Source organism: Moritella sp. 28 (assembly GCF_018219435.1).
In the GTDB taxonomy this organism is placed as follows: Bacteria; Pseudomonadota; Gammaproteobacteria; order Enterobacterales; family Moritellaceae; genus Moritella.
The window spans coordinates 2,431,591-2,456,291 of sequence record NZ_CP056121.1 but is presented as its reverse complement, the minus strand read 5'-3'; the positions used below and the strand labels follow the sequence as shown (position 1 = coordinate 2,456,291).

Here is a 24,701-nt window from a genome sequence, read left to right as displayed (position 1 = left end):
TTTAGTGACCTTTGGACCTAACCATAGTTAAAAAGGTTTTTAATATAATAATCGTATCTGCTTTAAGCCAGCGACTAAAACTCGTTAGGTTTAAAGCATATGTATGATCCCAATAGAGCTTATTTTGCACATCTTCTATGCAAGTATCTGCACCTTGAGATATTTGTGCTAACCCGGTTATACCCGGCCTAACACCGTGAGTACGCTCTAAATAATACGGGATTTTTTCTTCTAATTTACCACAAAAAATAGGCCGCTCAGGTCTTGGTCCTACAATCGCCATGTCGCCAAGTAACACATTCACCAGCTGCGGTAGCTCATCTATCCTCGTTTTACGTAAGAATCGACCTACAGACGTAGCTCTATCATCTTGTTCTTGTGCCCAAACAGGACCTGATTTCGATTCTGATTCTAGCACCATCGTTCTAAATTTAATGAGCATAAACACTTCTACATATTCATAACGAATTTCACCGACGCGTAATTGACGATAAAAAACAGGCCCTTTAGAGTTCAATTTAATGACGAGTGCTATAAATGGCACAAAAGGGGCGATAATACACAATGAAACTATCGATATGAGCATGTCAGAAATTCGTTTAGGAATAACCACGCTTTTTCTCTGAAAATCATTGCCATGATCTTGCTCACTGTTAATTTTAACCCAAGCCCCTCGCTCTAAACCAAAGATATAACGAATTCCACCATAAAAACTAGCCATATAACCTACTGCTATATAATAAAGTGATGCCCAAGGTTGACGAACAGGCGCGATATCAAACAGCAAACCCACAGCCGAACCACCATACAAACAGCATTGACTAAAGCATAAGAACCAAGCTACGTTGGCAACAATGACATATTCACTATTTGTTAGAAAGAATGTAAACACAAATAAAACCAATAAATTAAAAGGCATTAACGTCCGTAAGAATTTACCACTAAAAAAGTTAAACCCCGTCAGTCCATGCCCTGATGATAATAAACTACTAAGCCGAAGTACTTGTTGAACATTACCAGCGCCAATGCGGGTACGTCGCGAAAAATCATCAGACTCACTTGTTGCCTCCATTTCAATAATCGAAATGCGTTCATCCAATACAGCCCTATATCCACGACTTACTAATAACATAGGGAAGACAAAGTCATCATTAATGGTATCAAACGGGATCTCTTCAAATAACCTAGCTTTAATTGCGTATAAGGCACCAGGAGGTCCAATAATTGACCCCGTTACACTTTCTGCTTTACGAATATTCCGTTGGTACTTCCAATAATGAGTTTCACCTTTCGAACCATCCTCATATAGTTGATAGTCACCCGTTACAATCCCAACATCGTTTTCAGCCATCCGATAAGCAAATATCTGCATCGCATCAATGGAAATTAACGCACTCACATCACTCAAAACTAAAATATCGGACTTTGCTTTATATTGCCTTAATAGTTTATTGATAACATAAACCTTGCCATGATTTTCTTCGTGCACATCTAATTCAATGTGTATGTTATGCAATTCAAACTGATCTAAGTATTGTTCCGCAACTTGTACAGAATTATCTGAACAACCATCAAACCCGAGCACAACATGTAATTTATCGGCCGGATAATCAAGCATAAGTAGATTCGTCAGCTTGTCCCCTAAGTATTTAGCTTCGTTATAAACAGGCATAACGATCGTTATTATAGGAAGTTCATTATCAACATCATTTGAAACATATTTTCGTGATTTAAATGTGTCATTTTTTTTCCCTCTCACCTTACACTTTGCGTAGAGTTGCAAAATTTTAGGGTAAGCCCAGTGATGGTAAATGAATAAGTTAATCGATAATATTGCACCAAACAGAAGCCAATCCATAGGCTACTCCTCAATAAGCTTGTTATAAGCTTTGATCATCTTTTTAATATCAAAATTTTGCGTAATAAAATCACGAGGTTGATACTCACTACGCTGCTTTATCTGTGCTTTTATCGCAATATGAAATTCATTAACAGAATGGCGTTTAATTAATCGACCCGTTTGTTTACATACACCCTCATGCACACCGCCAACATCACTACAAACGACAGGAACATTACACGACTGAGCTTCTAATATTGACAAAGGTAGTCCTTCATTTGACGAAGTAAGTACGAATAAGTCTAACTGATGATAAAAACTAACTATATCATCTGTATAGCCAATGAATTTAACTTTAGTTGACAAGCCTAATTCCTGCACTAAATTAACAAGGTTATGCTGTTCAGGGCCATCGCCAGCGATATATAGTTCCACATTAGGAATATCCGCGATAGATTGAATTAATACGTCCAAGGATTTTTCAGTGACAAGCCTTGCTGCGCAACCAATTTTGAAAACACGGGTGTTATTTTTATAACGTTTATGATTTAGGCTAGGTAAAAATTTTTCTGTATCAATGCCATTTAAGATCGTGACAGGATTAACATTACTGCCAAGCATTTCAGATAGCTTTATTCCAACCGTTGACGCATCGGCAACTAACGTGATTCGACTTAACCGCAACATTAACTTTGTCATCTGTAACTGCTTATTATCAAGCAAATGCCACGTATCATGTTCTGTATGAATATGCTGTATGTTGGTTGATTTTAGCGTTGCCATACAACCATAAAGCAAAGGACCAATGTGATGAGTGTGTATAACATCAGCCTCTAATGTCCTTAATATTTTACGCAGTCGCCTTACCGTCGAGAGTGTAAACCCCGGTTTCTTGTCTAAAAAAACTAATCGTTCTTGATACCGTTTCAATGCAGGCCAGAGCGCTAAACAAGCCGACTTATCCCCCTCTAACGCTACGATGTAAACCCTAACATCTGAATCTTGTAATCGCATGATATCAATCACTAACTTTTCAATGCCACCCGGTTTTAGATGTTGAATAATTTCAACCATGATTTTCATTATCAACATCCTTTTCATAATCAATCGAAGGTAATCGAACGATAATGTCAATACCATCAAACAAGCTTATTTTTCTGATGTGCCATAACGTATCGTCTAATAACTCGACTATAACCGCCAAACCAATACCACCACCTATACCACTAAATAGACCAATAATTATGTATACGAACAGAGACAAATTAGAGGGATAACCTGGCGTAAAAGGCCTATCAATTACTTTAATTTTTTCAGGTTCTTCATGACGACCTAGCTCACCAGTCACTTTTGCCATCTCGTGACGGTTTAATAAGTCATGATATAATTTGGTGTTAACGGTCAGATCACGCTTTAGAGCACTCAGCTCTTTCGCCACATCCGCTTCCATCGCGACGTTACTTGTTAAATGCTCCGATTGTTGTCGTAACATTGCAACTTCATTTTCTAATTGTATAACGCGCGATTGAGCGGCTTGCAGATTCTCTAACTGAGATAATAACAATGACGGCACTTTACTTTCACCATTCCCCTTATCAGCAACAGAGACCAAATTCCATAGCTGTTCTAACTGTTCATCTGTTAATGCCACGTTTTTACTTAGTAATTTATTTTGCTCATTTCTTAAATTATTTAACTGCAATTCAACAGATTGAACTTTAGAATGGCTACGGGTGTAACTTGCTTTTAAGAGTGACAGTTTTGCTTCTGCTGCTACGATTTGCTCTTCAACTACACCGATCACGGGATTCGTTTGCGCCAATTTAAGCTTTAGGCTATTCAACTGACCATAAGCGCCTGACAATTCAATATTTTTCTCTCTAATTTCACTGTAAATAGAAAATAGCGTCTGATTATTTTGAATAAATAACTCAGGTAAAACTCCGATATGTTTACGACGAAATGAAGCCATTTTTTCCTCTGCTACGACCAACTTATCACGCCTTAACTCTAGCTGTGCAAGTAGAAATTCCTCTGATGAAACAATTGATGCTCTACTGGGTGCCATTAAACTATCAATAAACAATTGACTAACAGAGCTCAAAATCGATTCCATTTTATTTGGATCATCCCAACTCAAAGAGATAATCACCAGATCTGTGCCAGATAGCGTCAATAGGATTGCATCTGACAGTTGTTCAACAATTAAGTCTCTTTCTCGATAACTGCTGCTGGTATCGATTAACTCATTTTGCTTAGCAACGGTTAATAGTATGTGCCGGCTATGTACTAACACGCGTAAAGCCACGATCCTTTGTTCAAGATTAAATGATACTGATAAGTCTTCTAAAAATGGATTAAGCAATGCACTTTCCTGAACTAATATCGATGTGTGTGCATCGTATCGCTTATCCGTGATAACACTCATGAAAGATGCACTCAGCATTGCGATTACAATAGAAACACCAAGGTAATAACGTCGGCGCCACATTGTCTCGATAAATCGATAAATATTACCCCATACAATAATACCCATATTTACAGCCTAGAGTTCTCAACTAAATCCGTTTTTTTATCAGTATCTATACGTGTTGTTTGGACAATATTTTCTTTAACCACTACAGAGTCCGCAGCCAATTTCGGATCATAATTAACCTGACGTATTTCCTGGTTTTTAGCTAAGGCTTGGCTAACAGCTTGCACACGTTTATGTCCGATAAGCAAACCTGTATAGTCATTTTCGGCTTTTGCTTTACCATAACTAATGATCGCGCCGTGCTGCCAGTCATAAAGGTAAAGTAACTGATTTCGCTGCTCTCTGCTTAACTCTACTTGCTTGTATTCAAAAATAAAATTTAGTTTTCTCGGTTCTACTACTGCCGGTTTATCACGTTCTGATACCGATGCTATCCCAATCATTGCCATTGGAATAACCGTTGGTGAATTCGCACACCCGAACTGCGATATTAACGTGACGAATAGTAATGCTATTCCTCTATATTTATTCTGGATAAGTCCTTTCATAACATACTCCCAAGACCATTGTTAATTACATGCAATGTTGTCTTTATCTGTTAGTTTCTGCATTAATAACGTAGAAACATAATCACACCTCGCTTCCCAAGTTGAGCTTTCAACCATTTTCCGAGATACGTCTTTAAGCTGTTTAAGCTCTGCCTGCGATAAAATTAATGCTGTATTTAACTGCTCTAGCATCTGTTGCTGATTTTCTGCAATATAAATACATTCTGAAAATTCCATGACTGCTGGATATTTAGTGCTTAGAATTGGGTGTCCAATGGCTAGATATTCTCTTAATTTTAAAGGATTACATGCTCGAATCTGTTCATTATCAACGAATGGGATTAATGACACTTGCCAATTAGCTGCATATTTAATCAATTCTTCGTGAGGCATATCGACCAGATGAACAATATTTTCATACTCAAACATTGGACAATCGTCGATCTCAATTTTCCCAATAAATAGAAATGTAATATCGGGTCTAGCACGCGCGAGGAACGTTATTAATTCAAAATTTAACCAACGGGTAATACTGCCATAATAGCCTACGACAAGATCGGAGTCAGGATAATGATTCGGGCGTTTGTACACTGACGAAAAGTGCTTTAAATCTACGCCATGTGGTAACAAGTAGGTTTTATGCTGAGGAAATTGACGAGCAATATTGTCACTTGCGGCAAAAATAATATCAGCACATTTTACCAGTTCAACCTCTTCAAAATTAACCTTATTATGATCAACACCGTGCAACGCACTAAAGTCATCACCGACATAATAAACGACAACATCTTCTTCTAATGCATCGATAACACAACGCCCCGTCGGTAATGATAACCATAAAATACGCGATAAATTTTTATCCGTTACATGCCGACCCAACAGTGCTCGAATTTGATACGTTAATAACAAACGATTAATCACATAAGCGATATAACTTCCAGGCCAAGGTAAGGCGATTGGAGCAAGGATTTCTAACGGCTTCATCTCAACATTCGACAGCGTTTGATTCTGGTTAAAATCATTCGCACAGGCATCCTTCAGTTGTTTTAGTTTTTCAATAATACGTTTACCATCCGTTAACTTAGGACGTCTCAAACCTATTGAGTTAACCCAGTATACCTGATGCTTACGCGTGATTGATTTCATCAAATGCTGTGTACTGCTTGGGTGGCGCCCCCAGTCTTCACCAAATACAATCCATTGCCAATTGTTCATAGTGATTTAATTACCTTAGCTGGTATGCCACCAGCAAGTACACTTGAGGGTAAATCTTTGGTCACTATACTGCCTGCAGCAACAATTGTGCCTTCTCCAATAGTAACCCCAGCCATAACACTGACACCCGTTGCTAACCAAACATCTCGCTTTAAAACAATATCACCGACTTGATGTTCATGATCTGCTAATCCCGCAGCGCGCTCTTTTGCATCAACAGGGTGACCAGGGTAACCTGCCAAAAAAACCCGTCCTGCTAGCCTGACATTATCTTCAATCACAATATTACCACCTACCGCAATATTATTTTGCCAGTTTATATCGACATTGTTTCCGATTATTAGACGAGATGGCCGCCCGTCCATACTTCGTCCACTTAATGTTGAAATACCAGATACACGGCAATTGTCGCCCATTTCAATAGTTAAATGTCCCAATACCAACGGCATTCCTGAATATAGGTATAAGTTACTCGGTCTTGTTACTAAGCGACATTTAAATAAAGGGGTCCAATATAAAACCCGCAAGATATTTGCGAATAAGTGGGTAATAAGAAGGTGTATTCGAAGCATACAAGGATGAATAAAAGGAATAACGGGTATAGAAAAATGCATCAGTTCACGAATACAACGATGGCACGCTTTAGCTATCGCACTCTCGTCATTTTTTAGCCATAGCTTTATTGATCCAAGCATATCCATATAAGAGCTGTCCTTGTAACCGTTAACTATGTATCAAGACTAGACTATATAAAAACAATAGATTAAATATGCTTAAAAAATGTTCTATATTAAAAAGTACAAAATTGAAACACAGGTCTGCCGTAATTAATTAAATCGACTAAGCTATCTATTAATGCAAAGGATTTGTAACTTATAGATTCAGTAGGGGCGAATATGAAACCAACAGTGAGTGTCATTATTCCAAACAAAAATTGTCTTCCCTCTCTACCTCAAGCAATCGAGAGTATCTGGCAACAAAATATAGATAATATAGAAGTCATCATTGTTGACGATGGTTCAACTGATGGTAGTTGGAAATGGATTTGCCAGCTCTGCCGAAAACACAATAATATTATCGCCTTAAAATTAAATGGTGAAGGTACTTCGACTGCTAGAAACCATGCGGTTCGGGTGGCAAGTGGGACATATATTGCCTTTCTTGATGCCGATAAATTCTGGTATAAAAACAAACTACAACAACAAATTAAATTTATGAAAGAAAAACCACAGCTTGGTATTTGCTTTACTAACTGCGAATTAATAAATGATAAAAGTGAAGTAACCCATGATAGCTTTACCCATAGTAACTATTTTAAACAACAAATAGTCCAACATAGCGCGGATGCATTTGTCATCCCTAAAGGTGCTGCCGCGATCTTCTCCGAAAACATCATTGGCACATCGACCGTACTTGTTAGGCGAGATTTATATTTAGCACTAGACGGTTTTGATCATAATATAAAGCTGGTATCAGATTGGGACTTGTGGTTAAAAATAGCATTACACACTGCAATCGGTTGTATTAAGAAACCATTAGCAGCTTGCCTACGCAAAAAGACCATTATACCGAATCGAATTAAGCAGTTAAAAGCTGTTGAACAGGTTATCAGGCGCTACGAAAGAAAAATTAAAACCATTGACCCTTATGCGGTACGCTCTGCTCATGCACATTTATCAGAATCGTACGCAGAATATTACCGCCAAGTAGCGCGTCCAACTCAAGCATTGGCCTGTGATATCAAGGCTCTGTGTGAACAACCTGCATCACGCCGTTTTCGAAATATCCTCACCGATTTAAAACTGACTATCCAGATGTCCGGGTATGCCACAATCTAAATATGTAGTTTATACATACATAAAAGGCTTACTCAGCAACATATTTTGTTAATGAGTAAGCCCATTTAATTACACAGGATTATCAATATCAATAAAAGTTACGTCCAAACCTTTTTCTTCTGCTAACCATTCACCTAACGCTTTAACACCATAACGTTCTGTTGCGTGATGACCCGCAGCAAAAAAACTTATACCGGCTTCACGAGCCAAATGAATGGTCTGTTCGGACGCTTCACCACTGATAAATGCATCAATTCCCTGTTCAATTGCTAATTCAATATAACTTTGACCACCGCCAGTACACCAAGCCACCGATTTAATTGGTTTACCCGCATCAACAACCAAGGGAGCACGGTTAAGTTGGGTTTCGATACGTTGAGTGAGTTCTTCAGTTGAGATCTCATCTTCGAATTTACCCACCAAAGCAACACTCGCTTTATCCCACGGTTCCAAACCACGACGAACTGTAATACCTAATAGCTTAGCTAATTCAACATTGTTACCCAACTCAGGGTGTATATCTAACGGCAGGTGATAAGCATACAAGTTAATATCATGCTTGATCAGCGTTTTAATGCGATTATATTTAATCCCCGTAATCGCTGGTGATTCGTTTTTCCAAAAATACCCATGATGCACTAAAATTGCATCTGCTTGCTGCTCTACTGCAGCGTCAATTAATGCTTGAGATGCTGTGACCCCCGTGATCACTTTAGTCACTGTGTCTTTACCCTGAACCTGCATACCGTTAACGGTAAAATCACGAACACGATGTGGCTGCATAAAGTCAGTTAAAATATTTTCAAGTTTTTTATTATTGAGTGAGGCCATGCCCGCTCCTCGTTATTTGTTGAATCCTAATCTAAGGTTATATGTATACGTTAAGTTTGAGCTTGAAGCAAATAACATGCCGATAGAAAGTGTTTTAGACACCTATAACTATAATTTTAACCATCCGATAGTACGTGATCTAGCATGGTCGATTGCAAGTCCTCCAATGGTTAACGTAAAGAGCAACGTCCTTATTTCAACAGATTGGTTAGCTCAACAATACACAGACTACTTACCGCGGCTCTTTGCTTTAGATGTCGACCCTGCGCCATTACTCAATTTTATACGACCAGCTACAAGGTTAGGTTTATATTTTGAACAACTTTGGCACTTCTTTTTTACCGATAATCCAAACTTTGACGTGCTGCTCGCTAATACGCAAGTGCGTGATGATCATTTTACCTATGGAGAGTTTGATTTTATTGTCAAAGACAACACCACTAATCAAGTCACTCACTTTGAAGTCGCAGTAAAATTTTATCTTGGCTACCCTAGCACAAATAATGAACCACCATTATGGTATGGCGCGAACATGAAAGATCGTTTCGATATTAAATTTAACCATATGCTAGAACACCAGATTAAGTTAGGTCATCAAGAAGCAGCACAAAGAGTATTACGCGAACACAATATCAATATTGATGATGAGAAAATAATACTCAAAGGCCGTTTATATCAAGCACACCCTGCTCTTGAGCTAACAAACCAGTTATTACCGAATAGCTGTAATTGGCGTTGGATAACACATCATCATTTTAAGAAAGAGTCCATAGATTACCGTTGGTATCAAATTATGAAGCCTAATTACCTCGCAACACGGACCAAGACCGAACTTGATATTTATCAACACCAAACAATGGGCGAAAAAAAACCGCTACAGCTCCTTAGATATAATAATCAAAAAGAAGCAGAACGGTTAATACTTGTTCCCGACGAATGGCTAGCTAAGATTAAGCTGGACCGTTCAAAACAGGCTAAAATTAGTCAAGTGTAATTGGAGCAAAATCAACAATCGGATTAACGTCAGCATCATAATCAACGCCGTCGATACCAAAGCCAAACAATGCTAAAAACTCATCTTTGTAATACTGATAATCAGTCGTTTCAAATAAGTTCTCATCGGTAACTTCGTCCCATAGCTTCACGCAAGTAGCTTGAATGTCTTCACGAAGTTCCCAATCATCCATACGTAGACGATTTTCCTCATCTAATTTAGCATTGCTAATACCTTGTGGGTAAAGTGAGCCACGGAATAGACGTGAAATTTGCTCTAAACAACCTTCATGTAAACCATGTTCTTTCATCACACGGAATGCCATTGCGATATAAAGCGGCATAACAGGAATTGCAGCACTTGCTTGTGTGACTACACTCTTAAGTACAGCTACGTTTGCACTACCACCTTTTACTTTTAGGTCAGCATCGATCGCATGAGCAGCACGATCAAGATCTTGCTTTGCCTTGCCTAAGGCACCATCCCAATAGATAGGCCATGTAATTTCTGTACCGATATAGCTATAAGCAACGGTTTTACATCCGTCAGCTAATACACCGGCATCAGATAATGCAGACATCCATAGTTCCCAATCTTCACCACCCATAACGGTAATGGTATCTTTGATCTCTTGCTCTGTTGCAGGTTCAACACTTGCTTCAAATATTTTATTTTTATTGGTGTCAACCGCTTTCGCTGTATACGTTTCACCAATTGGTTTCAAGCAAGAACGTACAACTTCACCAGTGCTTGGTAACTTACGTACTGGTGATGCCAGTGAATAAACAACGAGGTCAATTTGGCCTAGATCTTCTTTAATTAGGTTAATTGCAGTTTCTTTTGCTTTGTCAGAGAATGCATCGCCATTAATGCTCTTTGCATATAGGCCTTCTTCTGCTGCATATTTTTCAAATGAAGCACTGTTATACCAACCTGCTGTACCCGGCTTTCTCTCTGTTGCCGGTTTCTCGAAAAACACACCAATAGTTGAAGCGCCACCACCGAATGCAGCAGTAATACGAGACGAAAGCCCATAACCACTTGATGAGCCGACTACCAGAACACGTTTTGGTGCATTTTCAATAGCACCTTGCTCTTTATTATACTGTATCTGTTCTTTAACATTAAAATCACAACCAGTAGGATGAGTTGTGGTACAGATGAAACCGCGAGTTTTTGGTTTAATTATCATATTATCTTCACAATGTTGAGACACAGTAGATAGGATAAAAGTTTATGAAAAATTAAGCACCTATTTTTTAACGTTTTTCATCTGGTTGGAGTTCTAACAACAAAAAGAAGACGCTATTTAAGCAAACAAAATAGGATACATTTGCATTATTGTACTTTTACACTAATATTGCAGCCTTATAACGCGTACTGCTCATTCAGATTTATCATCAACACACAAAATCCACGATTAATGCATTGAGCAGCGTAAAATTTGAGAAGAGTAATATGCAGAAAATTAACCAAGCCAATACTTACTTGTTCGATCTTGATGACACGCTTTATTGCCCTTCGTTAGGCATATTAAAGCAGGTCGAATCACGAATGCACCGGTTTATAGCTGACGCACTGTCTCTACCACTTCCTGAGGCCACACTTTTATCTAACCAATATTACAGACAATATGGCGGTACAGTAAAAGGGCTAATCAAACACCATCATGTGAATCGTGATGATTTCATCCATTATTGCCACGACATTAATATGACGACGCTGAAAGCACAGCCCAATTTAGGATTACAGATCGACCAACTGGCTGGCCGTAAAATAATTTATACGAACTCACCAAAACATTACGCGACTAAAATTCTAAAAGAATTAGCGTTAATCGACTGCTTTGATGATATTTTTTCATTAGAAGATGCAAATTATGAGCTAAAACCACACAATTCAAGCTATCAAACACTTTGTGATAAACACGCGATTGATCGCTACAACACGGTATTCTTTGATGACCAACTTCGCAACCTTAAACCGGCCAAAAACCTTGGTATGACTACGGTTTGGCTGTCTGGCTCAGAGCAAGTTGTGACAAATCTAAACTATAAAGCCGATTATGAAGCAAATAATTTAACTCAGTTTTTCAACCTGTTACAAGCAAGCTAAATATATATTGCCGCTTTTAATCGCAAAAGACGTTGTAAGTGGCTATAATCCGCCCTCAGTAACGGCTGGCTTTCTCTTTTTTTGTATTTATTCCAGCCGTGAAAATAGCCTTCGCAATTAACTTTGCGCACTAAAATTAATACCCAAGAGTACTTTATGCAAACTGCCAAAGATCTTTTTTCATATCCAAAATTTCAGAATCGGGTGACAAAACCCGCACCATTTTTGCCAATGACACGTGCAGAGATGGACAAGCTCGGTTGGGATAGCTGTGACGTTATTGTTGTTACAGGTGACGCGTATATCGATCACCCAAGTTTTGGTATGGCTATTATCGGCAGAACCTTAGAAGCACAAGGTTTTCGTGTCGGCATCATCTCTCAACCCGACTGGGAAAGTGCAGAACCGTTTAAAGAGCTAGGTCGCCCGAATCTATTTTTCGGCGTAACTTCCGGTAACATGGATTCGATGATTAACCGTTATACCTCGGATCTCAAATTACGTCATGATGATGCTTATACACCAGGTGACATCGGCGGAAAACGTCCTGACCGTGCCGTATTAGTTTACACTCAACGCTGTAAGCAAGCATTTAAAGATGTACCTGTCGTTATTGGTGGTATTGAAGCCAGTTTACGCCGTATTGCGCACTATGATTATTGGTCAGATAAAGTACGTGGTTCAGTGCTACCTGACTCAAAAGCCGATATGCTGATTTACGGTAATGCAGAACGCCCATTAATCCAAGTGGCACATCGTCTTGCAAGTGGCGAATCAATTAAAGACATTCAAGATGTTCGTGGTACAGGCGTGATGCTAAAAGAACCACTACCAACTTGGAAAGGTATTGACTCACGAACACTCGATACTCCAGGTAAGATTGAACCAATTATCAGCCCTTACACTGAAATTGATGAAACCTGTTCTAAACAAGATAATGAACAAGTGATTGATAATTCTGATGCAGATGTGGCGAAACCTATCGTAATGCAAGCGCCTAAGCAGATGCCTTGGCACGAAACTTATATTCGCCTGCCAGACATGGAAACAGTGAAAAAAGACAAAATGTTATACGCACATACGTCACGTGTATTCCATCAAGAAACAAACCCTGTTTCATCTCGTGCATTGATCCAAAGACACGGTGCGCGTGAAGTATGGTTAAATCCACCAGCAACTCCACTAGCAGAAGGTGAGATGGATGGTGTATTCGATTTAGAATACGCGCGTCTGCCACATCCAAGTTATGGTGATGAGAAGATCCCTGCATACGATATGATCAAAACATCGATCAATATTATGCGTGGCTGTTTTGGCGGTTGTTCTTTCTGCTCAATTACAGAACATGAAGGACGTGTAATTCAAAGCCGTTCGGAAGACTCTATTGTCAAAGAAATGGAAGCAATCCGCGATAAAGTGCCTGGTTTTACCGGTGTTATTTCCGACCTTGGTGGACCAACAGCAAACATGTATAAGTTGGGCTGTATGAGTGCAAAAGCGGAAGCAACTTGTCGCCGCCTTTCGTGTATCTTCCCAGCAATTTGTACGCACATGGACACAGACCATACACCTACAATCGATCTCTACCGTCGCGCACGTAAAGTTCCGGGGATTAAAAAAATCTTGATTGCATCAGGTGTACGTTATGATTTAGCGATTGAAGATCCTCGTTACGTGAAAGAATTAGTAGAACATCACGTCGGTGGTTACTTGAAAATTGCGCCTGAGCATACCGAAAAGTCACCACTTGATATCATGATGAAGCCAGGTATGGGCACATACGATAAGTTTAAAGAAATGTTTGATCGTTTCTCTGCTGAAGCTGGCAAGAAACAATACCTTATTCCTTACTTTATCTCTGCACACCCAGGGACTAATGACAAAGACATGCTTACTTTAGCCTTATGGTTAAAACAGTATAAGTTTAAGCTTGATCAAGTACAAAACTTCTACCCTTCACCACTTGCTAATGCAACAGCCGTGTATCACACAGAGCTTAACTCATTACATAAAGTACGTGAAACAGATGGAAAAGTGGTTGTGCCAAAAGGCGCACGTCAACGTCGTCTGCACAAAGCGCTTTTACGTTACCACGATCCAGCTAACTGGCCAATGATTCGCGAATACCTGCTCAAAACGGGTAATCGTCATTTAATTGGTCGCGGTCCAAAACATCTAGTACCACCAGAAAGTTTGGCCGAAAAACAAGCACAACGCAGCAATGCAAAACCACATCTTGGTAAAGGTGGTGCTAACAGTAAGGGTAAGCCGAATACCAGTAATAAAGGTGTTAAACAACAACGTGCTCAACCAGGTACTAAGCAGTTCACTAATGCGTTAACTAAACACACAGGTCTAGCGCCACAAGAAGGTGTGGGTATTAACGAAAACGGTAACAAAGGTGGTAACAAAGGTGGTAACAAGCCGAACCGTAAAAAACCAGCTGTAGGTGGAAATAACAGCACCAACGGCAGTAAGAATGCAAATGGTAGTGTTAAAGGTGGTGGATTCAAGAAGCCATCAGGCAGCCGTCCAAGCGCTAACAAGTCAGCAAATAAAGGCGGTCAAGGCCAGCAAGCTAAACGCAGTAACAAACGTTAAGCATTAACGCACTTATTGCCTAAGTTAAATATGTAAATACTAAAGGGTAAAATGTTTATGCATTTTACCCTTTTTCTATTCCCCCCCACAGGTCAATACGTCATGATTTCTTTTACTGAGCTTATCTCGTAACCCGTCATTAAAATAATTAACAACTATAATTAAAGCTCCTAAACATTCTTGATAAATGTATTAGCGCATTAACCGCTAGGGAGGTTGATTATGCTCATGCGAAAAATCACCCATTATTTAGATCAGGCTTATATAAACTACCAAAGTGATCATCACCCACCCGGCTATACTGCTCAGCATGTTGCTGAATTTAGCAAGACTAACGGTATGTCTTTTGCTAAAACTGTCATAATAACAGCTGATACTAAGCTTGTTATGATTGTTATGCCCGCCCCTTACCTCATTGACTTCGATAATATTGCTTTTTCTATTGGCGCTCGTTACGTTAACTTAGCCTATGAACACCAGTTCAGTAGTATGTTTCCTGATTGTGAAACAGGTGCAATGCCTCCATTTGGTCATTTGTTTAACATGCCTGTTTATATGTCAGAAGAACTAGTGAAACAAGAGGAAGTAAGTTTTAATGCTGGCGATCATGCTGAAACCATTAAAATGAAAACAACGGATTTAATTGGATTAGTACAACCAACAATTATCAGTTGTGGTTTTCATAAATCTGGTAGTGGTTATCATCATGAACATGCTAGGCAAGGTAAATTAAGACATTAAAAACACGCTAAATAATTCCTATCAACTACCAGAGGAACTTTAAGTCATGAGGATTTGCGGCACGTTATTAACAAGTTCAGAAAGTACATTAGCTAAAATAAAAGGTCAATCAAACTGGCAACAAGAGATCGATGCACTTAAATCAAATTCTGATGAACAAGCGGTGATAGACATCATCACCGCCAATATAGTCCTCACGATTCAATGCAGCGGAATAACAATGATTGGTGAGCTATACAAAAATATAAACGCCTATGCCCAAGACGCATCACAACATATTAAAATTGATGTAGATAATGTCATTCACAAGGTAATGTGTAATCTATAGGTTTAGACTATAACTTTTCATCTGCCCAACTCATTGCAGCCATGACGCAGGGAAAACCCAATGTGCTTGTGAGCAGCAGTAATGCATGGCGAATTTCATCAACGCTTGCGCCAGCTTCAAGCGCTCTTTTGGCATGGCTATGAACAGCACCTTCAGAACGAATGGCTGCAGCGGCAGCTAATTGAATTAACTGTGCGGTTTTTTCATCTATCGGTCCTTCCTGTTTTGCCACTTTACCAAGAGATTCGACAGCGCTAATCAACTGTGGGTGTCTTTGTTTTATCTTTAAATATTGAGTAGATGGATTTGCGGCCATGAAGTGATCCTATATTTATTATGGTTGGTATCACTACAAAATTAGTTCAAGATGCAAAAAAGCTAAACCCCTTACACTAAAAAACATTACAGGCGATTAGCGACAGCTAATCGTCGACTTTCATTGGGAGATTGAATAAATGGTCTATTATTTCGCTTTTGGGCGGAACGGTTTAACCACCGACTCATCACATTCAAGAAAAGGGCCATCCATCAAATCAATACAATAAGGGATCGCTGGAAATACAGCATCTAAACATTCCCGGATTGATTTTGGTTTACCCGGCAAGTTAACGATTAATGAATCTGCACGTAATCCTGCCGTTTGACGAGAAAGAATTGCAGTTGGAACAAATTTTAGCGATTCTGCACGCATTAACTCGCCAAATCCTGGCATCATGCGATCACAAACAGCTTCTGTCGCTTCTGGCGTTACGTCACGCTTAGCAGGGCCTGTGCCACCTGTAGTAACAATCAAACTGCAGTTTTGCTCATCGGCCATTTTGATCAATGTTGCTTCAATCACATCTTGCTCATCTGGAATAACTTCATAAACAGGTTCCCACTCAGAAGTCAGGTACTCATTCAATACAGAGATAATGGCTTTACCAGAAAGATCTTCATATATGCCAGCACTGGCTCTATCACTTACTGTCACAATACCGATTTTAGCTTTAGTCATGTTTATTCCATATAGCCTATTTGATTAATGCACTAATTTTAACCGAAGCTAATGAGTCTGTAAAATCAACGAATTGATCTGGCTCAAACTATCCTTTGAGAGTTTATTAAACCCTGATTTAGATCATGAATAGTGGTGTTAGCTATCGCGATGACATCTCTTTATAGGTACATTCAGCTGCAAAGGAAACATTATTTCAAAGGTTAAAATAATGTTAATTACGCATTTGAATACAATAAAGAGGTTTCAATGTTAGAGTTATTCATTGGTTTAATCGTGACTGTCGGTGTCGGTTACTTCATCGTCAAAGAATACAAGGCAACGGGAGTATTACTCACAGCTGGTATTACACTACTTATCATAACAGGCTTACTTGGCAAGACAATTCTCCCTTCAAGTATAACAAGCACAGGGAATACCATTACAGACTCATTAGAATTTGTTAAATATATGCTGCAATATCGTGGAGGCGGCTTAGGCATGCAAATCATGTTGTTATGTGGTTTTGCAGCTTACATGACTAAGATTGATGCCAACAATGTTGTTGTTAAACAGTTTTCAAAACCCCTATCGTTTATCAAATCACCTTATACCCTACTTGTTGCTGCTTATATTGTGGCTTGCTTAATGTCACTAGCGGTAAGCTCTGCAACTGGACTTGGCGTATTGCTCATGGCCACTTTATTCCCAATGATGACTGCAATGGGGATATCAAGACCAGCCGCAGTTGCTGTTTGTGCATCGCCTGCTGCTATTATTTTGTCACCAACATCTGGCGATGTTGTTGTTGCCGCAGAAAAATCAGGATTACCACTACATGTGTTTTCTGTTGAAACCGTACTGCCCGTATCAATTTGTGCCATCCTAGTGATGGCAGCTGCGGCATTTTTCTGGAATCGTTATTTAGACAAAAAAGAAAACACGCCAATGGTAAAAACTGACATATCAGAAATAACAGTAACTGCGCCGGGTTATTATTCCATCTTACCATTCCTACCTATCATAGGTGTTTTTGTATTTAATGGCTCAACAATTAAAGGTCTAGAACTTGATATCTACACTATCGTAGTTTTTTCCATTTTCATTAGTGCTGTTATCGACTTTATCACTAAACGGTTAGATGGGAAGGCAACCTTAGAAGACTTAGAGTCTTGCTATGAAGGGATGGCAGATGCTTTTAAAGGTGTCGTCATGCTATTAGTTGCTGCAGGTGTCTTTGCACAGGGCTTGATGTCGATTGGTGCTATTGATAATTTAATCGCCCTTGCGGAGGCAGCTGGTGCAGGCGGATTTGCATTAATGCTCATTTTAACAGGTCTCACTGTAGCTGCAGCAATAGCAACAGGCTCAGGCAACGCCCCTTTCTATGCATTTGTTGAACTTGCTCCTACACTGGCCGGTAAAATGGGCTTAAACCCAGCGTTCTTAATTATCCCGATGCTACAAGCATCGAACCTTGGTCGTACTGTGTCTCCGGTAGCGGGTGTCATTGTAGCGACAAGTGGTATGGGAAAAGTCAGTCCATTTGAAGTTGTTAAGCGAACGTCAGTACCCGTATTAGCAGGTCTAATTACCGTTATCGCAGGTACTATGGTTCTTGTTCCTATGTATGCTTAGCTTGAAGCCTTCATTAAAAAAACAAGATAATAAAAAATTAATTTATCAAAAGGCTAGGATAAAAAACCTAGCCTTTAACTTTAATTATTTATGCTTAATTGTTAAAGGCTCCCCTTCAACGCCAGCATAAAAAACAACAATTTCAGCTGGTACATCACCTTTATTTATTCCGTAATGCCATTTGTTGATAACTTCAACAAGCGTATCGCCTGCTTTAAGCTCCAAAACCTCACCGTCTTGAGTTACAACCGTTAATTCACCACTCACTAAATAACCAGCATTAATCACCGGATGCTCATGCAAAGGCAACTTAACACCAGGTGCAATATCAATTTTTAAGATCGTGACTTCCGGCTTACCCTTTGGGTAACTCGGAAGCATAGAACCGTCCCAGCTCGTTGTCGACTTAGCTAATACTTCAACCGCCACTGGTTTGGATTCAGTTGCTGATACATTACCAGCAACTAAGAGCGCCAAACATAAACCACTCATTAAACCTTTCATAAATTCCCTATCATTCAAATTGTTAATATTGTTCTAGTCCATTACGATATTAGCGATACTTTATAGGTAGTACAAACAGTATGTGAACTTAATTATCGCAATTAGATTTGTTATACTCATTTCATTAAATAAGTTGTCATCGATATAGGATACATAAAGTGAATTACCAAGCAGCTATTTTTGATATGGATGGACTTCTTCTCGACACAGAGCGTGTTTGCAAAGGGATCTTTGAAGAAGCATGTGCATCATTATCGATTCCATTTTTAGAAAATGTTTATCTCGATATTATCGGTCGTAATTCTCAAGGCATAGAAAAAGTAATCCGTGCGGGTTACGGCAGTGATTTAGATTATCCAGTACTTCATGATGCATGGCGTATACGTTACAACGCGGTCGTTAAACACCAAGCTATTCCAGTTAAAGACGGTGTTGTTGAGTTACTCACTTGGTTAAAAAATAATAATATTCCTACTGCGGTTGCGACGTCAACACAACAAGATGTTGCAACAATCAAATTAAAGCTTGCTGGCTTAGACCACTTTTTTGATAATTTGACAACAGGATGCGAAGTTAAGAATGGCAAACCCGACCCAGAAATTTACTTGCTTGCAGCAGGTCGTTTAAATATTTATCCGGAGCAATGTTTAGCCTTTGAAGATTCCAATAACGGCGTTTTATCTGCCGTAAGCGCTAATATGCAAACATTTCAAATCCCAGATCTCGTGCAACCAAGTGCTGAAGTTTTAACATTGGGTCATACTGTAAGCGCATCTTTATTAGACGTTTTAAAGATTCTAAAACAAAGTAAACAAGGGGCTTAATCAATATAGTTCAATTATCAGCTCTACCTCTAATAACGCTTCTGTCTAAAATCAACTAAAATTATTAATATGCAGGTTATTAGAGGAAATCAATATGTCAGTGTTTAACGAAGCGATGCGCCAGAAAGGCCAAGCCGAAGAAGATATGTTCTATGCGAAGTTAGATCTGGAACTTATTGCCGCGCTACATAAAAAATACGATAAAGAGCAGCGACAAGTATTACAGCAAATACCAACGAATTCAGGTTACGATCGTTAGCGCTTAAATCAACAAGACATTATACCGAATCAAAAAATAAAGAGACCAATGCTTTTAAAGCACCGTGATCGACTAGTGTAGCGCTACCAAATAGAAAAATAATCATGCCAGCAATAACATATTTAAATAATTGATGGACACCATTATCTAAAATAACTTCGGGCGTTGTGTTTTTTAATTGCACTTGGGCTTGCTCCCTATCCACACTCGTCAATATTTTTTTCTGCTGTAAATACCGGTGCAAATTGAATCTCGTGATAGCGGCAAATAAAAATCCCGATAACATAATTACACCCAACATCCATTCTAAATCAGCCATTACTCTTCCTTAAGTATCGATAACAACACGATAAGATTATTTAATAATAACAATATCATTGAGTTATAACACCATTGAATTATAAATGTATGACACTGGGACTAATAAATGACTAATCGTCATTTTGTAATAAAAAAAAAGGCTGAAATGAATAATCATTCCAACCTTTACTATTAATACGTTATTTACTGCTAGTTAACTATTTAAATAAAGTAACTATACTAAGTATTTACAATGCAGCTTCTAAAATCTGACGGCTTACTTCCAAAGTGATATTTTTACGTTCACCCAGTGCCACCATACCGTGTGTCTCTAATTTAGCAATTAAGTTGTCAATATCAGTAGACGTAATACCCGCCTCCGTAAGCGTTGTCGGAACTTCCATTGCTTTAAAAAATGCTTCTGTTTTTGCTATCGCTTGATCGATTTTTTCATCTTCATCGGCAACTGTAATATTCCAAACACGTTCAGCATATTGCAGTAATTTACTGCGCTTGTCTTCACGTAGTACTTTCATTACTGCAGGTAACACGATTGATAAACTACGCGCATGATCAACACCGTGTGCAGCTGTTAATTCATGACCAATCATGTGTGTTGCCCAATCATGCGGTACGCCGGCACCAATAAGACCGTTTAACGCCATCGTTGCCGACCACATAATATTACCGCGGATCTCTAAATCATCTTTAGTCTCAGGTTTTAATGCTTTTGGCCCTTCTTCGATCAGCGTCAGCAATAGCCCTTCAGAAAAACGATCTTGTACTTTCGCGTTGATGCTATATGTCATGTACTGTTCCATAATATGAACAAATGCATCTACAACACCATTACTAATTTGACGATCAGATAGGCTCAAGCTCACTGCAGGATCTAAAATCGCAAACGTTGGACGAACTAATGGACTACCAAATGATAACTTGCTGCCATCACGTGTAATAACAGCACCACCATTTGACTCTGAACCCGTTGCAGGTAACGTTAATACTGCACCCAATGGTAATGCTTTAGTAATTGGTGCGTATTTACTTAGGATATCCCAAGCATCATCGCCTTCAAATACAGCTGCAGCAGCAATAAACTTACTGCCATCAACAACAGAACCACCACCAACTGCAAGAATGTAATCAACATTGTGCTCATTAATAACATCGACAGCTTTAATTAATTGGTCATAAGTTGGGTTTGGTTCGATACCTGAAAACTCAACCCAGTTATGTTCAGACAATGCCGTTACAACTTGGTCATATACGCCATTTGACTTAATTGAACCACCGCCATAAGTCACTAATACTTTAGCGCCTATTGGGATTTCTTTGCTGATCGCTTTAATCTGATCATCACCAAAGTGAATGCGAGTTGGGTTTTGAAACGTAAAATTCAACATATTTGTTTCCTAGTATTAAGCGTGTGCGATTAGTTTTTCTGCGACTAATGCTGAAGACGCTGGGTTTTGACCTGTGATGATTAAACCATCTTGTACCGCAAGTGGCGTCCAATCAGCAACTTTCTGATAGTCTCCGCCACGCTTTACAAGCTCATCTTCTAATAAAAAAGGTACGATATCAGTTAATTGTACAGCATCTTCTTCTGTATTTGAAAATCCTGTTACCGCTTTTCCCTTAATTACATACTCACCTTCAGGCGTTTTAACGTTTAGTAGCGCCGCACTTGCATGACAAACAGCTGATACTGGTTTGTTATTCGCAATAAACGCAGCTAATAAATCAATTGAAGTTGTGTTGTCAGTTAAATCCCATAATGGACCGTGGCCTCCAGGATAAAATACCGCATCAAAGTCTTGTTCTTTGACATCCGTTAATTTAACTGTTGTCTCTAGGGCTTTTTGTACGACATCATCAGCATCAAAGCGACGAGTTGCATCCGTCTGCATGCTCTCATCTGCACTTTTAGGGTCAATTGGTGGCTTACCACCAGCAGGTGATGCCAGCGTAACAGTCATTCCAGCATCAACAAATACATAATAAGGTGCAGCAAGTTCTTCAACCCAGAAACCTGTTTTCTCACCTGTATTGCCCAAATCTGCATGTGATGTTAATACCACTAAAATATTCTTACTTGTGCTGCTCTTATTCATGATAGTTCCCCTCTCTGTCTGAGCTGCTATGCATACTGTATGCGTGTTAACAACGAATAGAGACAGTTTATATCTGAATGTAAAATCTAACAATGCAGAGTAAATCGATTACACTGTTCAGAATTTTGATACAATCTATTTATTATCATTATAATTATCAGGATTCATTTATGCATGTTTCTTTTGAGCAGTTAAAAAGTATGGTTGTATACGCACAAATTGTCGAACAAGGCACCCTTTCAGCGGCCGCTCGGCATTTAAACCTATCTCGGGCTGTCGTCAGTTACCATCTTAAAAAGCTTGAAACTCAATTAGGACTCAAGCTGCTTAACCGAACGACTCGCAGCTTTACACTCACCGAAGCAGGACAACAGTACTATCAACACTGTCAAGAAATAGCGCAACAAGCTGAAGCTGCAAATCAACAAATCGAGAATTTAAAGCACGAACCTGAAGGACTGATAAAAGTAACATGTCCGGTTAATGTCGGATTACAGATAATTGTCCCAGCTTTAAACATGTTCAAGGTCCAATTTCCGAAGATTGAATTGGACATCATGCTTACTGATGATATCGTTAACATTATGCAGGAGGGCATTGATTTGGCGATCAGAGGCGCCCCGCTTACTGATTCAGGTTTACAAGCTCGTAAATTAATATCGATGAAAACCTGCCTATGCGCATCACCTGATTATTTAAACAAGTACGGTCGGCCAACAACCCCTACCGAACTTGTCGAGCATAGCTGGGTGTTATACAAATTAAGTTCAAGTACATTAACACTAACGAAAGGAAGTCGAGCTTACAGCGTAAAACCAAAAGGAAGTGTTAGCACCAATAATGCAGCAGCAAGAACAGCGTTTGTAGAAGGCGGTCATGGCATTGCACGTATTCCTTTCTACGATGCAGCCCCAAAAATCGCAGCCAACAAACTCGAACAACTGTTGTCTGATTATGAACTCTCGAACATTGATCTATATGGAGTTTTTCCACCAGGAAGCGCGGGTTCGAAAAAACATAGGGTGTTATTGAGTTTCTTAAGGGAACATTTTAATCATTTGGCGAAAAAATGTGACAGCGATCGAACTATTACTTTTTAGGCATTATTTGTACGGTCTAAACCTCTCTAAAAGAAAGTTTGAGGCTAGACTTAAAATTAGTTTTAAACATAAGTGGAGATAAACCAATGCAAGCAGTAGCATTTATAAATGAGAAATCTTTATTATTAACCGACAATGTGAATAAATTTCTCATGCATAAAATCAGTTACAAAGTATTAAGTAACTTGGTGTGGGATGTTTTACAAGATTGGCAATCTCTAGATGTCATCGACGAAAAAGTATCAGGGGAGAAAGAGCATATATTTTGGTTTCTAATTTTTGAATTACACTATTGGGAGGAGAACAAATTAATAAAGGATGCAGAACTGCGTAAAAACTTATACGCCTGTGCCTTGTATCTAGAACGTGAGCAAGATTTACCTAAATTCTGTGTTGGTTTACGCCCAAATCGATATGTGTCAGAGGAAAGCTTAACAAATATGGAGAAAGATATCGTTACATCAGATTAGATTGAAAACATAAGCAGCTAATAAATATGTCTAATAATAGAATGAATACATTAAAAAACCCCTTAGTTTTAATTAAACGAAGGGGTTAATGGTTTTATTCGACTTCTTCTTCCGCAAATTGAATACGCGCTAAGCGTTCCAATTCTTCTTCTCTTGCCGCATTGATTTCATCTAAAATACCATCTACATCTGCAGATTCTGTATTTTCAATAAACTGACCAGTCAATTCAACATCAACTGTGAGCTCTGCAGCTTCGTATAAAGCCCACATTTCTTTTGCATATTTTGTCTTAAGTAATTCTGGTGCATATTGCCCGTAATATTGTCTCATATTATCAACATCACGTTCTAACATCCATTTCGCATTGTTGTTTGCAGACGCATCAACCGCTTGTGGCAAGTCAATAATAACAGGACCATATTCATCGACAAGCACATTAAATTCGGATAAATCACCATGAATAAGACCCGCACAAAGCATCAATCTTGCGTAATGGATCATTTTTCCATGATCAATCACAGCCTGCTCTGGCGTTAATGCAACATCCGCTAAACGCGGTGCAGCAAAGCCATCAGCATCCGTTACCAACTCCATGAGTAATACACCGTCAAAACAACCATAAGGTTCAGGAACACGAACACCTGCATTATCTAAGCGATATAACGCATCAACTTCGGCATTTTGCCATATTTTTTCTTGTTCGTTACGGCCAAAGTTAGAGCCTTTTTCCATTGCACGAGCACGTCGACTATTACGAACTTTACGACCTTCTCGATATTGCACCGCTTGTTTAAAACTGCGGTTCTCTATGTCTTTGTAAACTTTCGCGCAACGGATCTCCTGACCACAACGCACAACGTATACCGTCGCTTCTTTACCACTCATTAACTGACGTAATACTTCGTCAACAAGCCCGTCATCAACAAGAGGTTGTATTCTTTGAGGCACTTTCACTAGTTATTATTCCCTAGTTAACCGTTACATG

Annotated in this window: 26 protein-coding genes; 11 read left to right on the top strand and 15 right to left on the bottom strand. The window is 39.0% G+C overall.

The genetic code is table 11. The annotated features are described in order from the left end of the window. Position 1: 1 nt before the first annotated feature. Genes HWV02_RS10985 through HWV02_RS22840 form a run of 6 tightly spaced genes read right to left on the bottom strand, consistent with a single transcriptional unit; the run spans position 2 to position 6,780 of the window. Positions 2-1,858, bottom strand: a complete 1,857-nt coding sequence (locus tag HWV02_RS10985) for a sugar transferase (RefSeq protein WP_211690474.1) — start codon at positions 1,856-1,858, stop codon at positions 2-4. A gap of 3 nt (positions 1,859-1,861) precedes the next feature. Next, positions 1,862-2,923, bottom strand: coding sequence for a glycosyltransferase (locus HWV02_RS10980; RefSeq protein WP_211690473.1), 1,062 nt, complete (start codon positions 2,921-2,923; stop codon positions 1,862-1,864). Next, positions 2,907-4,376, bottom strand: a complete 1,470-nt coding sequence (locus HWV02_RS10975; protein ID WP_211690472.1) for a capsule biosynthesis protein — start codon at positions 4,374-4,376, stop codon at positions 2,907-2,909. Before HWV02_RS10975 ends, HWV02_RS10980 begins: the two co-directional genes overlap by 17 nt. 2 nt (positions 4,377-4,378) lie before the next feature. Further along, a complete protein-coding gene (locus HWV02_RS10970; RefSeq protein WP_211679667.1) occupies positions 4,379-4,864 on the bottom strand; it encodes a hypothetical protein in 486 nt (161 codons plus the stop codon). Positions 4,865-4,885: 21 nt separating this feature from the next. Next, a complete protein-coding gene (locus HWV02_RS10965) occupies positions 4,886-6,079 on the bottom strand; it encodes a glycosyltransferase (protein ID WP_211690471.1) in 1,194 nt (397 codons plus the stop codon). Further along, positions 6,076-6,780, bottom strand: a complete 705-nt coding sequence (locus HWV02_RS22840) for an acyltransferase (protein WP_255547160.1) — start codon at positions 6,778-6,780, stop codon at positions 6,076-6,078. The genes HWV02_RS10965 and HWV02_RS22840 overlap by 4 nt, the downstream gene beginning before the upstream one ends. A gap of 195 nt (positions 6,781-6,975) precedes the next feature. Here HWV02_RS22840 and HWV02_RS10955 point away from each other — a divergent pair, with 195 nt between their 5' ends. Beyond that, complete coding sequence (locus HWV02_RS10955) at positions 6,976-7,917, top strand: glycosyltransferase family 2 protein (RefSeq protein ID WP_211690470.1); 942 nt, start codon at positions 6,976-6,978, stop codon at positions 7,915-7,917. Positions 7,918-7,986: 69 nt separating this feature from the next. Here the strand turns inward: HWV02_RS10955 and HWV02_RS10950 are convergent, their stop codons facing one another. Then, positions 7,987-8,748 (bottom strand): Nif3-like dinuclear metal center hexameric protein, encoded by a 762-nt coding sequence (locus HWV02_RS10950; protein ID WP_211679664.1) that lies wholly within the window; start codon positions 8,746-8,748, stop codon positions 7,987-7,989. Positions 8,749-8,824: 76 nt separating this feature from the next. Here HWV02_RS10950 and HWV02_RS10945 point away from each other — a divergent pair, with 76 nt between their 5' ends. Beyond that, positions 8,825-9,742: a DUF1853 family protein gene (locus HWV02_RS10945; RefSeq protein ID WP_211690469.1), complete on the top strand. Its 918-nt coding sequence runs from the start codon at positions 8,825-8,827 to the stop codon at positions 9,740-9,742. On the opposite strand, the gene fabV is transcribed toward HWV02_RS10945, so the two are convergent. Continuing rightward, positions 9,729-10,934 (bottom strand): enoyl-ACP reductase FabV, encoded by a 1,206-nt coding sequence (fabV, locus tag HWV02_RS10940; RefSeq protein ID WP_211690468.1) that lies wholly within the window; start codon positions 10,932-10,934, stop codon positions 9,729-9,731. The genes HWV02_RS10945 and fabV overlap by 14 nt on opposite strands. A gap of 266 nt (positions 10,935-11,200) precedes the next feature. Here fabV and HWV02_RS10935 point away from each other — a divergent pair, with 266 nt between their 5' ends. From HWV02_RS10935 to HWV02_RS10920, 4 genes are all read left to right on the top strand, one after another. After that, positions 11,201-11,857 (top strand): pyrimidine 5'-nucleotidase, encoded by a 657-nt coding sequence (locus HWV02_RS10935; protein ID WP_211690467.1) that lies wholly within the window; start codon positions 11,201-11,203, stop codon positions 11,855-11,857. 156 nt (positions 11,858-12,013) lie between these two features. Beyond that, entirely contained in the window at positions 12,014-14,458 is a 2,445-nt protein-coding gene (locus tag HWV02_RS10930) for a YgiQ family radical SAM protein (RefSeq protein WP_211690466.1), read from the top strand. Between the two features lie 222 nt (positions 14,459-14,680). Then, the gene (locus HWV02_RS10925) at positions 14,681-15,199 is read left to right on the top strand and encodes an aminoacyl-tRNA deacylase (protein WP_255547159.1); all 519 of its coding nucleotides are present in this window, start codon (positions 14,681-14,683) and stop codon (positions 15,197-15,199) included. A 46-nt stretch (positions 15,200-15,245) separates the two neighbouring features. After that, a complete protein-coding gene (locus tag HWV02_RS10920) occupies positions 15,246-15,527 on the top strand; it encodes a hypothetical protein (RefSeq protein ID WP_211690465.1) in 282 nt (93 codons plus the stop codon). 7 nt (positions 15,528-15,534) lie between these two features. Here the strand turns inward: HWV02_RS10920 and HWV02_RS10915 are convergent, their stop codons facing one another. Together HWV02_RS10915 and mog are read right to left on the bottom strand one after the other, a co-directional pair. Continuing rightward, a complete protein-coding gene (locus HWV02_RS10915) occupies positions 15,535-15,843 on the bottom strand; it encodes a carboxymuconolactone decarboxylase family protein (RefSeq protein ID WP_211679659.1) in 309 nt (102 codons plus the stop codon). Positions 15,844-15,990: 147 nt separating this feature from the next. Further along, positions 15,991-16,524: a molybdopterin adenylyltransferase gene (gene mog, locus HWV02_RS10910; RefSeq protein WP_211679658.1), complete on the bottom strand. Its 534-nt coding sequence runs from the start codon at positions 16,522-16,524 to the stop codon at positions 15,991-15,993. Between the two features lie 249 nt (positions 16,525-16,773). Here mog and dcuC point away from each other — a divergent pair, with 249 nt between their 5' ends. Further along, positions 16,774-18,141: an anaerobic C4-dicarboxylate transporter DcuC gene (dcuC, locus tag HWV02_RS10905; RefSeq protein ID WP_211690464.1), complete on the top strand. Its 1,368-nt coding sequence runs from the start codon at positions 16,774-16,776 to the stop codon at positions 18,139-18,141. Positions 18,142-18,225: 84 nt separating this feature from the next. Here the strand turns inward: dcuC and HWV02_RS10900 are convergent, their stop codons facing one another. Further along, positions 18,226-18,645: a cupin domain-containing protein gene (locus tag HWV02_RS10900; protein WP_211679656.1), complete on the bottom strand. Its 420-nt coding sequence runs from the start codon at positions 18,643-18,645 to the stop codon at positions 18,226-18,228. A 158-nt stretch (positions 18,646-18,803) separates the two neighbouring features. Here HWV02_RS10900 and HWV02_RS10895 point away from each other — a divergent pair, with 158 nt between their 5' ends. Next, on the top strand, positions 18,804-19,469 hold the full coding sequence (locus HWV02_RS10895; protein ID WP_211690463.1) for an HAD family phosphatase: 666 nt from the start codon (positions 18,804-18,806) through the stop codon (positions 19,467-19,469). A gap of 94 nt (positions 19,470-19,563) precedes the next feature. Further along, a complete protein-coding gene (locus tag HWV02_RS10890) occupies positions 19,564-19,728 on the top strand; it encodes a hypothetical protein (protein WP_211690462.1) in 165 nt (54 codons plus the stop codon). A gap of 19 nt (positions 19,729-19,747) precedes the next feature. Here the strand turns inward: HWV02_RS10890 and HWV02_RS10885 are convergent, their stop codons facing one another. The 3 genes from HWV02_RS10885 to HWV02_RS10875 all read right to left on the bottom strand — a co-directional run bounded on the left by HWV02_RS10885 (position 19,748) and on the right by HWV02_RS10875 (position 22,145). Then, positions 19,748-20,047: a hypothetical protein gene (locus tag HWV02_RS10885; RefSeq protein ID WP_211679653.1), complete on the bottom strand. Its 300-nt coding sequence runs from the start codon at positions 20,045-20,047 to the stop codon at positions 19,748-19,750. Between the two features lie 229 nt (positions 20,048-20,276). Further along, positions 20,277-21,434 carry an iron-containing alcohol dehydrogenase gene (locus HWV02_RS10880; protein ID WP_211690461.1) on the bottom strand — a complete coding sequence of 386 codons (1,158 nt, stop codon included), beginning with the start codon at positions 21,432-21,434 and terminating at the stop codon, positions 20,277-20,279. A 15-nt stretch (positions 21,435-21,449) separates the two neighbouring features. After that, entirely contained in the window at positions 21,450-22,145 is a 696-nt protein-coding gene (locus tag HWV02_RS10875; protein ID WP_211690460.1) for a type 1 glutamine amidotransferase domain-containing protein, read from the bottom strand. A 170-nt stretch (positions 22,146-22,315) separates the two neighbouring features. On the opposite strand from HWV02_RS10875, the gene HWV02_RS10870 reads away from it, so the two are divergent. Then, on the top strand, positions 22,316-23,245 hold the full coding sequence (locus tag HWV02_RS10870) for a LysR family transcriptional regulator (RefSeq protein WP_211679650.1): 930 nt from the start codon (positions 22,316-22,318) through the stop codon (positions 23,243-23,245). 86 nt (positions 23,246-23,331) lie between these two features. Next, positions 23,332-23,715, top strand: a complete 384-nt coding sequence (locus tag HWV02_RS10865; protein ID WP_211679649.1) for a hypothetical protein — start codon at positions 23,332-23,334, stop codon at positions 23,713-23,715. A gap of 94 nt (positions 23,716-23,809) precedes the next feature. Here HWV02_RS10865 and HWV02_RS10860 read toward each other — a convergent pair whose 3' ends face one another. Beyond that, positions 23,810-24,670 carry a PA4780 family RIO1-like protein kinase gene (locus HWV02_RS10860; RefSeq protein ID WP_211679648.1) on the bottom strand — a complete coding sequence of 287 codons (861 nt, stop codon included), beginning with the start codon at positions 24,668-24,670 and terminating at the stop codon, positions 23,810-23,812. Between the last annotated feature and the right edge of the window lie 31 nt (positions 24,671-24,701).

Bases quoted from the DNA above. Each gene is read 5' to 3' on its own strand.
- HWV02_RS10920 (WP_211690465.1), top strand. From the start codon at position 15,246: ATGAGGATTTGCGGCACGTTATTAACAAGTTCAGAAAGTACATTAGCT.
- HWV02_RS10915 (WP_211679659.1), bottom strand. From the start codon at position 15,843: ATGGCCGCAAATCCATCTACTCAATATTTAAAGATAAAACAAAGACAC.
- HWV02_RS10980 (WP_211690473.1), bottom strand. From the start codon at position 2,923: ATGAAAATCATGGTTGAAATTATTCAACATCTAAAACCGGGTGGCATT.
- HWV02_RS22840 (WP_255547160.1), bottom strand. From the start codon at position 6,780: ATGGATATGCTTGGATCAATAAAGCTATGGCTAAAAAATGACGAGAGT.
- HWV02_RS10975 (WP_211690472.1), bottom strand. From the start codon at position 4,376: ATGGGTATTATTGTATGGGGTAATATTTATCGATTTATCGAGACAATG.
- fabV (WP_211690468.1), bottom strand. From the start codon at position 10,934: ATGATAATTAAACCAAAAACTCGCGGTTTCATCTGTACCACAACTCAT.
- dcuC (WP_211690464.1), top strand. From the start codon at position 16,774: ATGTTAGAGTTATTCATTGGTTTAATCGTGACTGTCGGTGTCGGTTAC.
- HWV02_RS10970 (WP_211679667.1), bottom strand. From the start codon at position 4,864: ATGAAAGGACTTATCCAGAATAAATATAGAGGAATAGCATTACTATTC.
- HWV02_RS10890 (WP_211690462.1), top strand. From the start codon at position 19,564: ATGTCAGTGTTTAACGAAGCGATGCGCCAGAAAGGCCAAGCCGAAGAA.
- HWV02_RS10880 (WP_211690461.1), bottom strand. From the start codon at position 21,434: ATGTTGAATTTTACGTTTCAAAACCCAACTCGCATTCACTTTGGTGAT.
- HWV02_RS10930 (WP_211690466.1), top strand. From the start codon at position 12,014: ATGCAAACTGCCAAAGATCTTTTTTCATATCCAAAATTTCAGAATCGG.
- HWV02_RS10870 (WP_211679650.1), top strand. From the start codon at position 22,316: ATGCATGTTTCTTTTGAGCAGTTAAAAAGTATGGTTGTATACGCACAA.
- HWV02_RS10900 (WP_211679656.1), bottom strand. From the start codon at position 18,645: ATGAAAGGTTTAATGAGTGGTTTATGTTTGGCGCTCTTAGTTGCTGGT.
- HWV02_RS10865 (WP_211679649.1), top strand. From the start codon at position 23,332: ATGCAAGCAGTAGCATTTATAAATGAGAAATCTTTATTATTAACCGAC.
- HWV02_RS10945 (WP_211690469.1), top strand. From the start codon at position 8,825: ATGCCGATAGAAAGTGTTTTAGACACCTATAACTATAATTTTAACCAT.
- HWV02_RS10955 (WP_211690470.1), top strand. From the start codon at position 6,976: ATGAAACCAACAGTGAGTGTCATTATTCCAAACAAAAATTGTCTTCCC.
- HWV02_RS10950 (WP_211679664.1), bottom strand. From the start codon at position 8,748: ATGGCCTCACTCAATAATAAAAAACTTGAAAATATTTTAACTGACTTT.
- mog (WP_211679658.1), bottom strand. From the start codon at position 16,524: ATGACTAAAGCTAAAATCGGTATTGTGACAGTAAGTGATAGAGCCAGT.
- HWV02_RS10965 (WP_211690471.1), bottom strand. From the start codon at position 6,079: ATGAACAATTGGCAATGGATTGTATTTGGTGAAGACTGGGGGCGCCAC.
- HWV02_RS10935 (WP_211690467.1), top strand. From the start codon at position 11,201: ATGCAGAAAATTAACCAAGCCAATACTTACTTGTTCGATCTTGATGAC.
- HWV02_RS10925 (WP_255547159.1), top strand. From the start codon at position 14,681: ATGCTCATGCGAAAAATCACCCATTATTTAGATCAGGCTTATATAAAC.
- HWV02_RS10885 (WP_211679653.1), bottom strand. From the start codon at position 20,047: ATGGCTGATTTAGAATGGATGTTGGGTGTAATTATGTTATCGGGATTT.
- HWV02_RS10985 (WP_211690474.1), bottom strand. From the start codon at position 1,858: ATGGATTGGCTTCTGTTTGGTGCAATATTATCGATTAACTTATTCATT.
- HWV02_RS10875 (WP_211690460.1), bottom strand. From the start codon at position 22,145: ATGAATAAGAGCAGCACAAGTAAGAATATTTTAGTGGTATTAACATCA.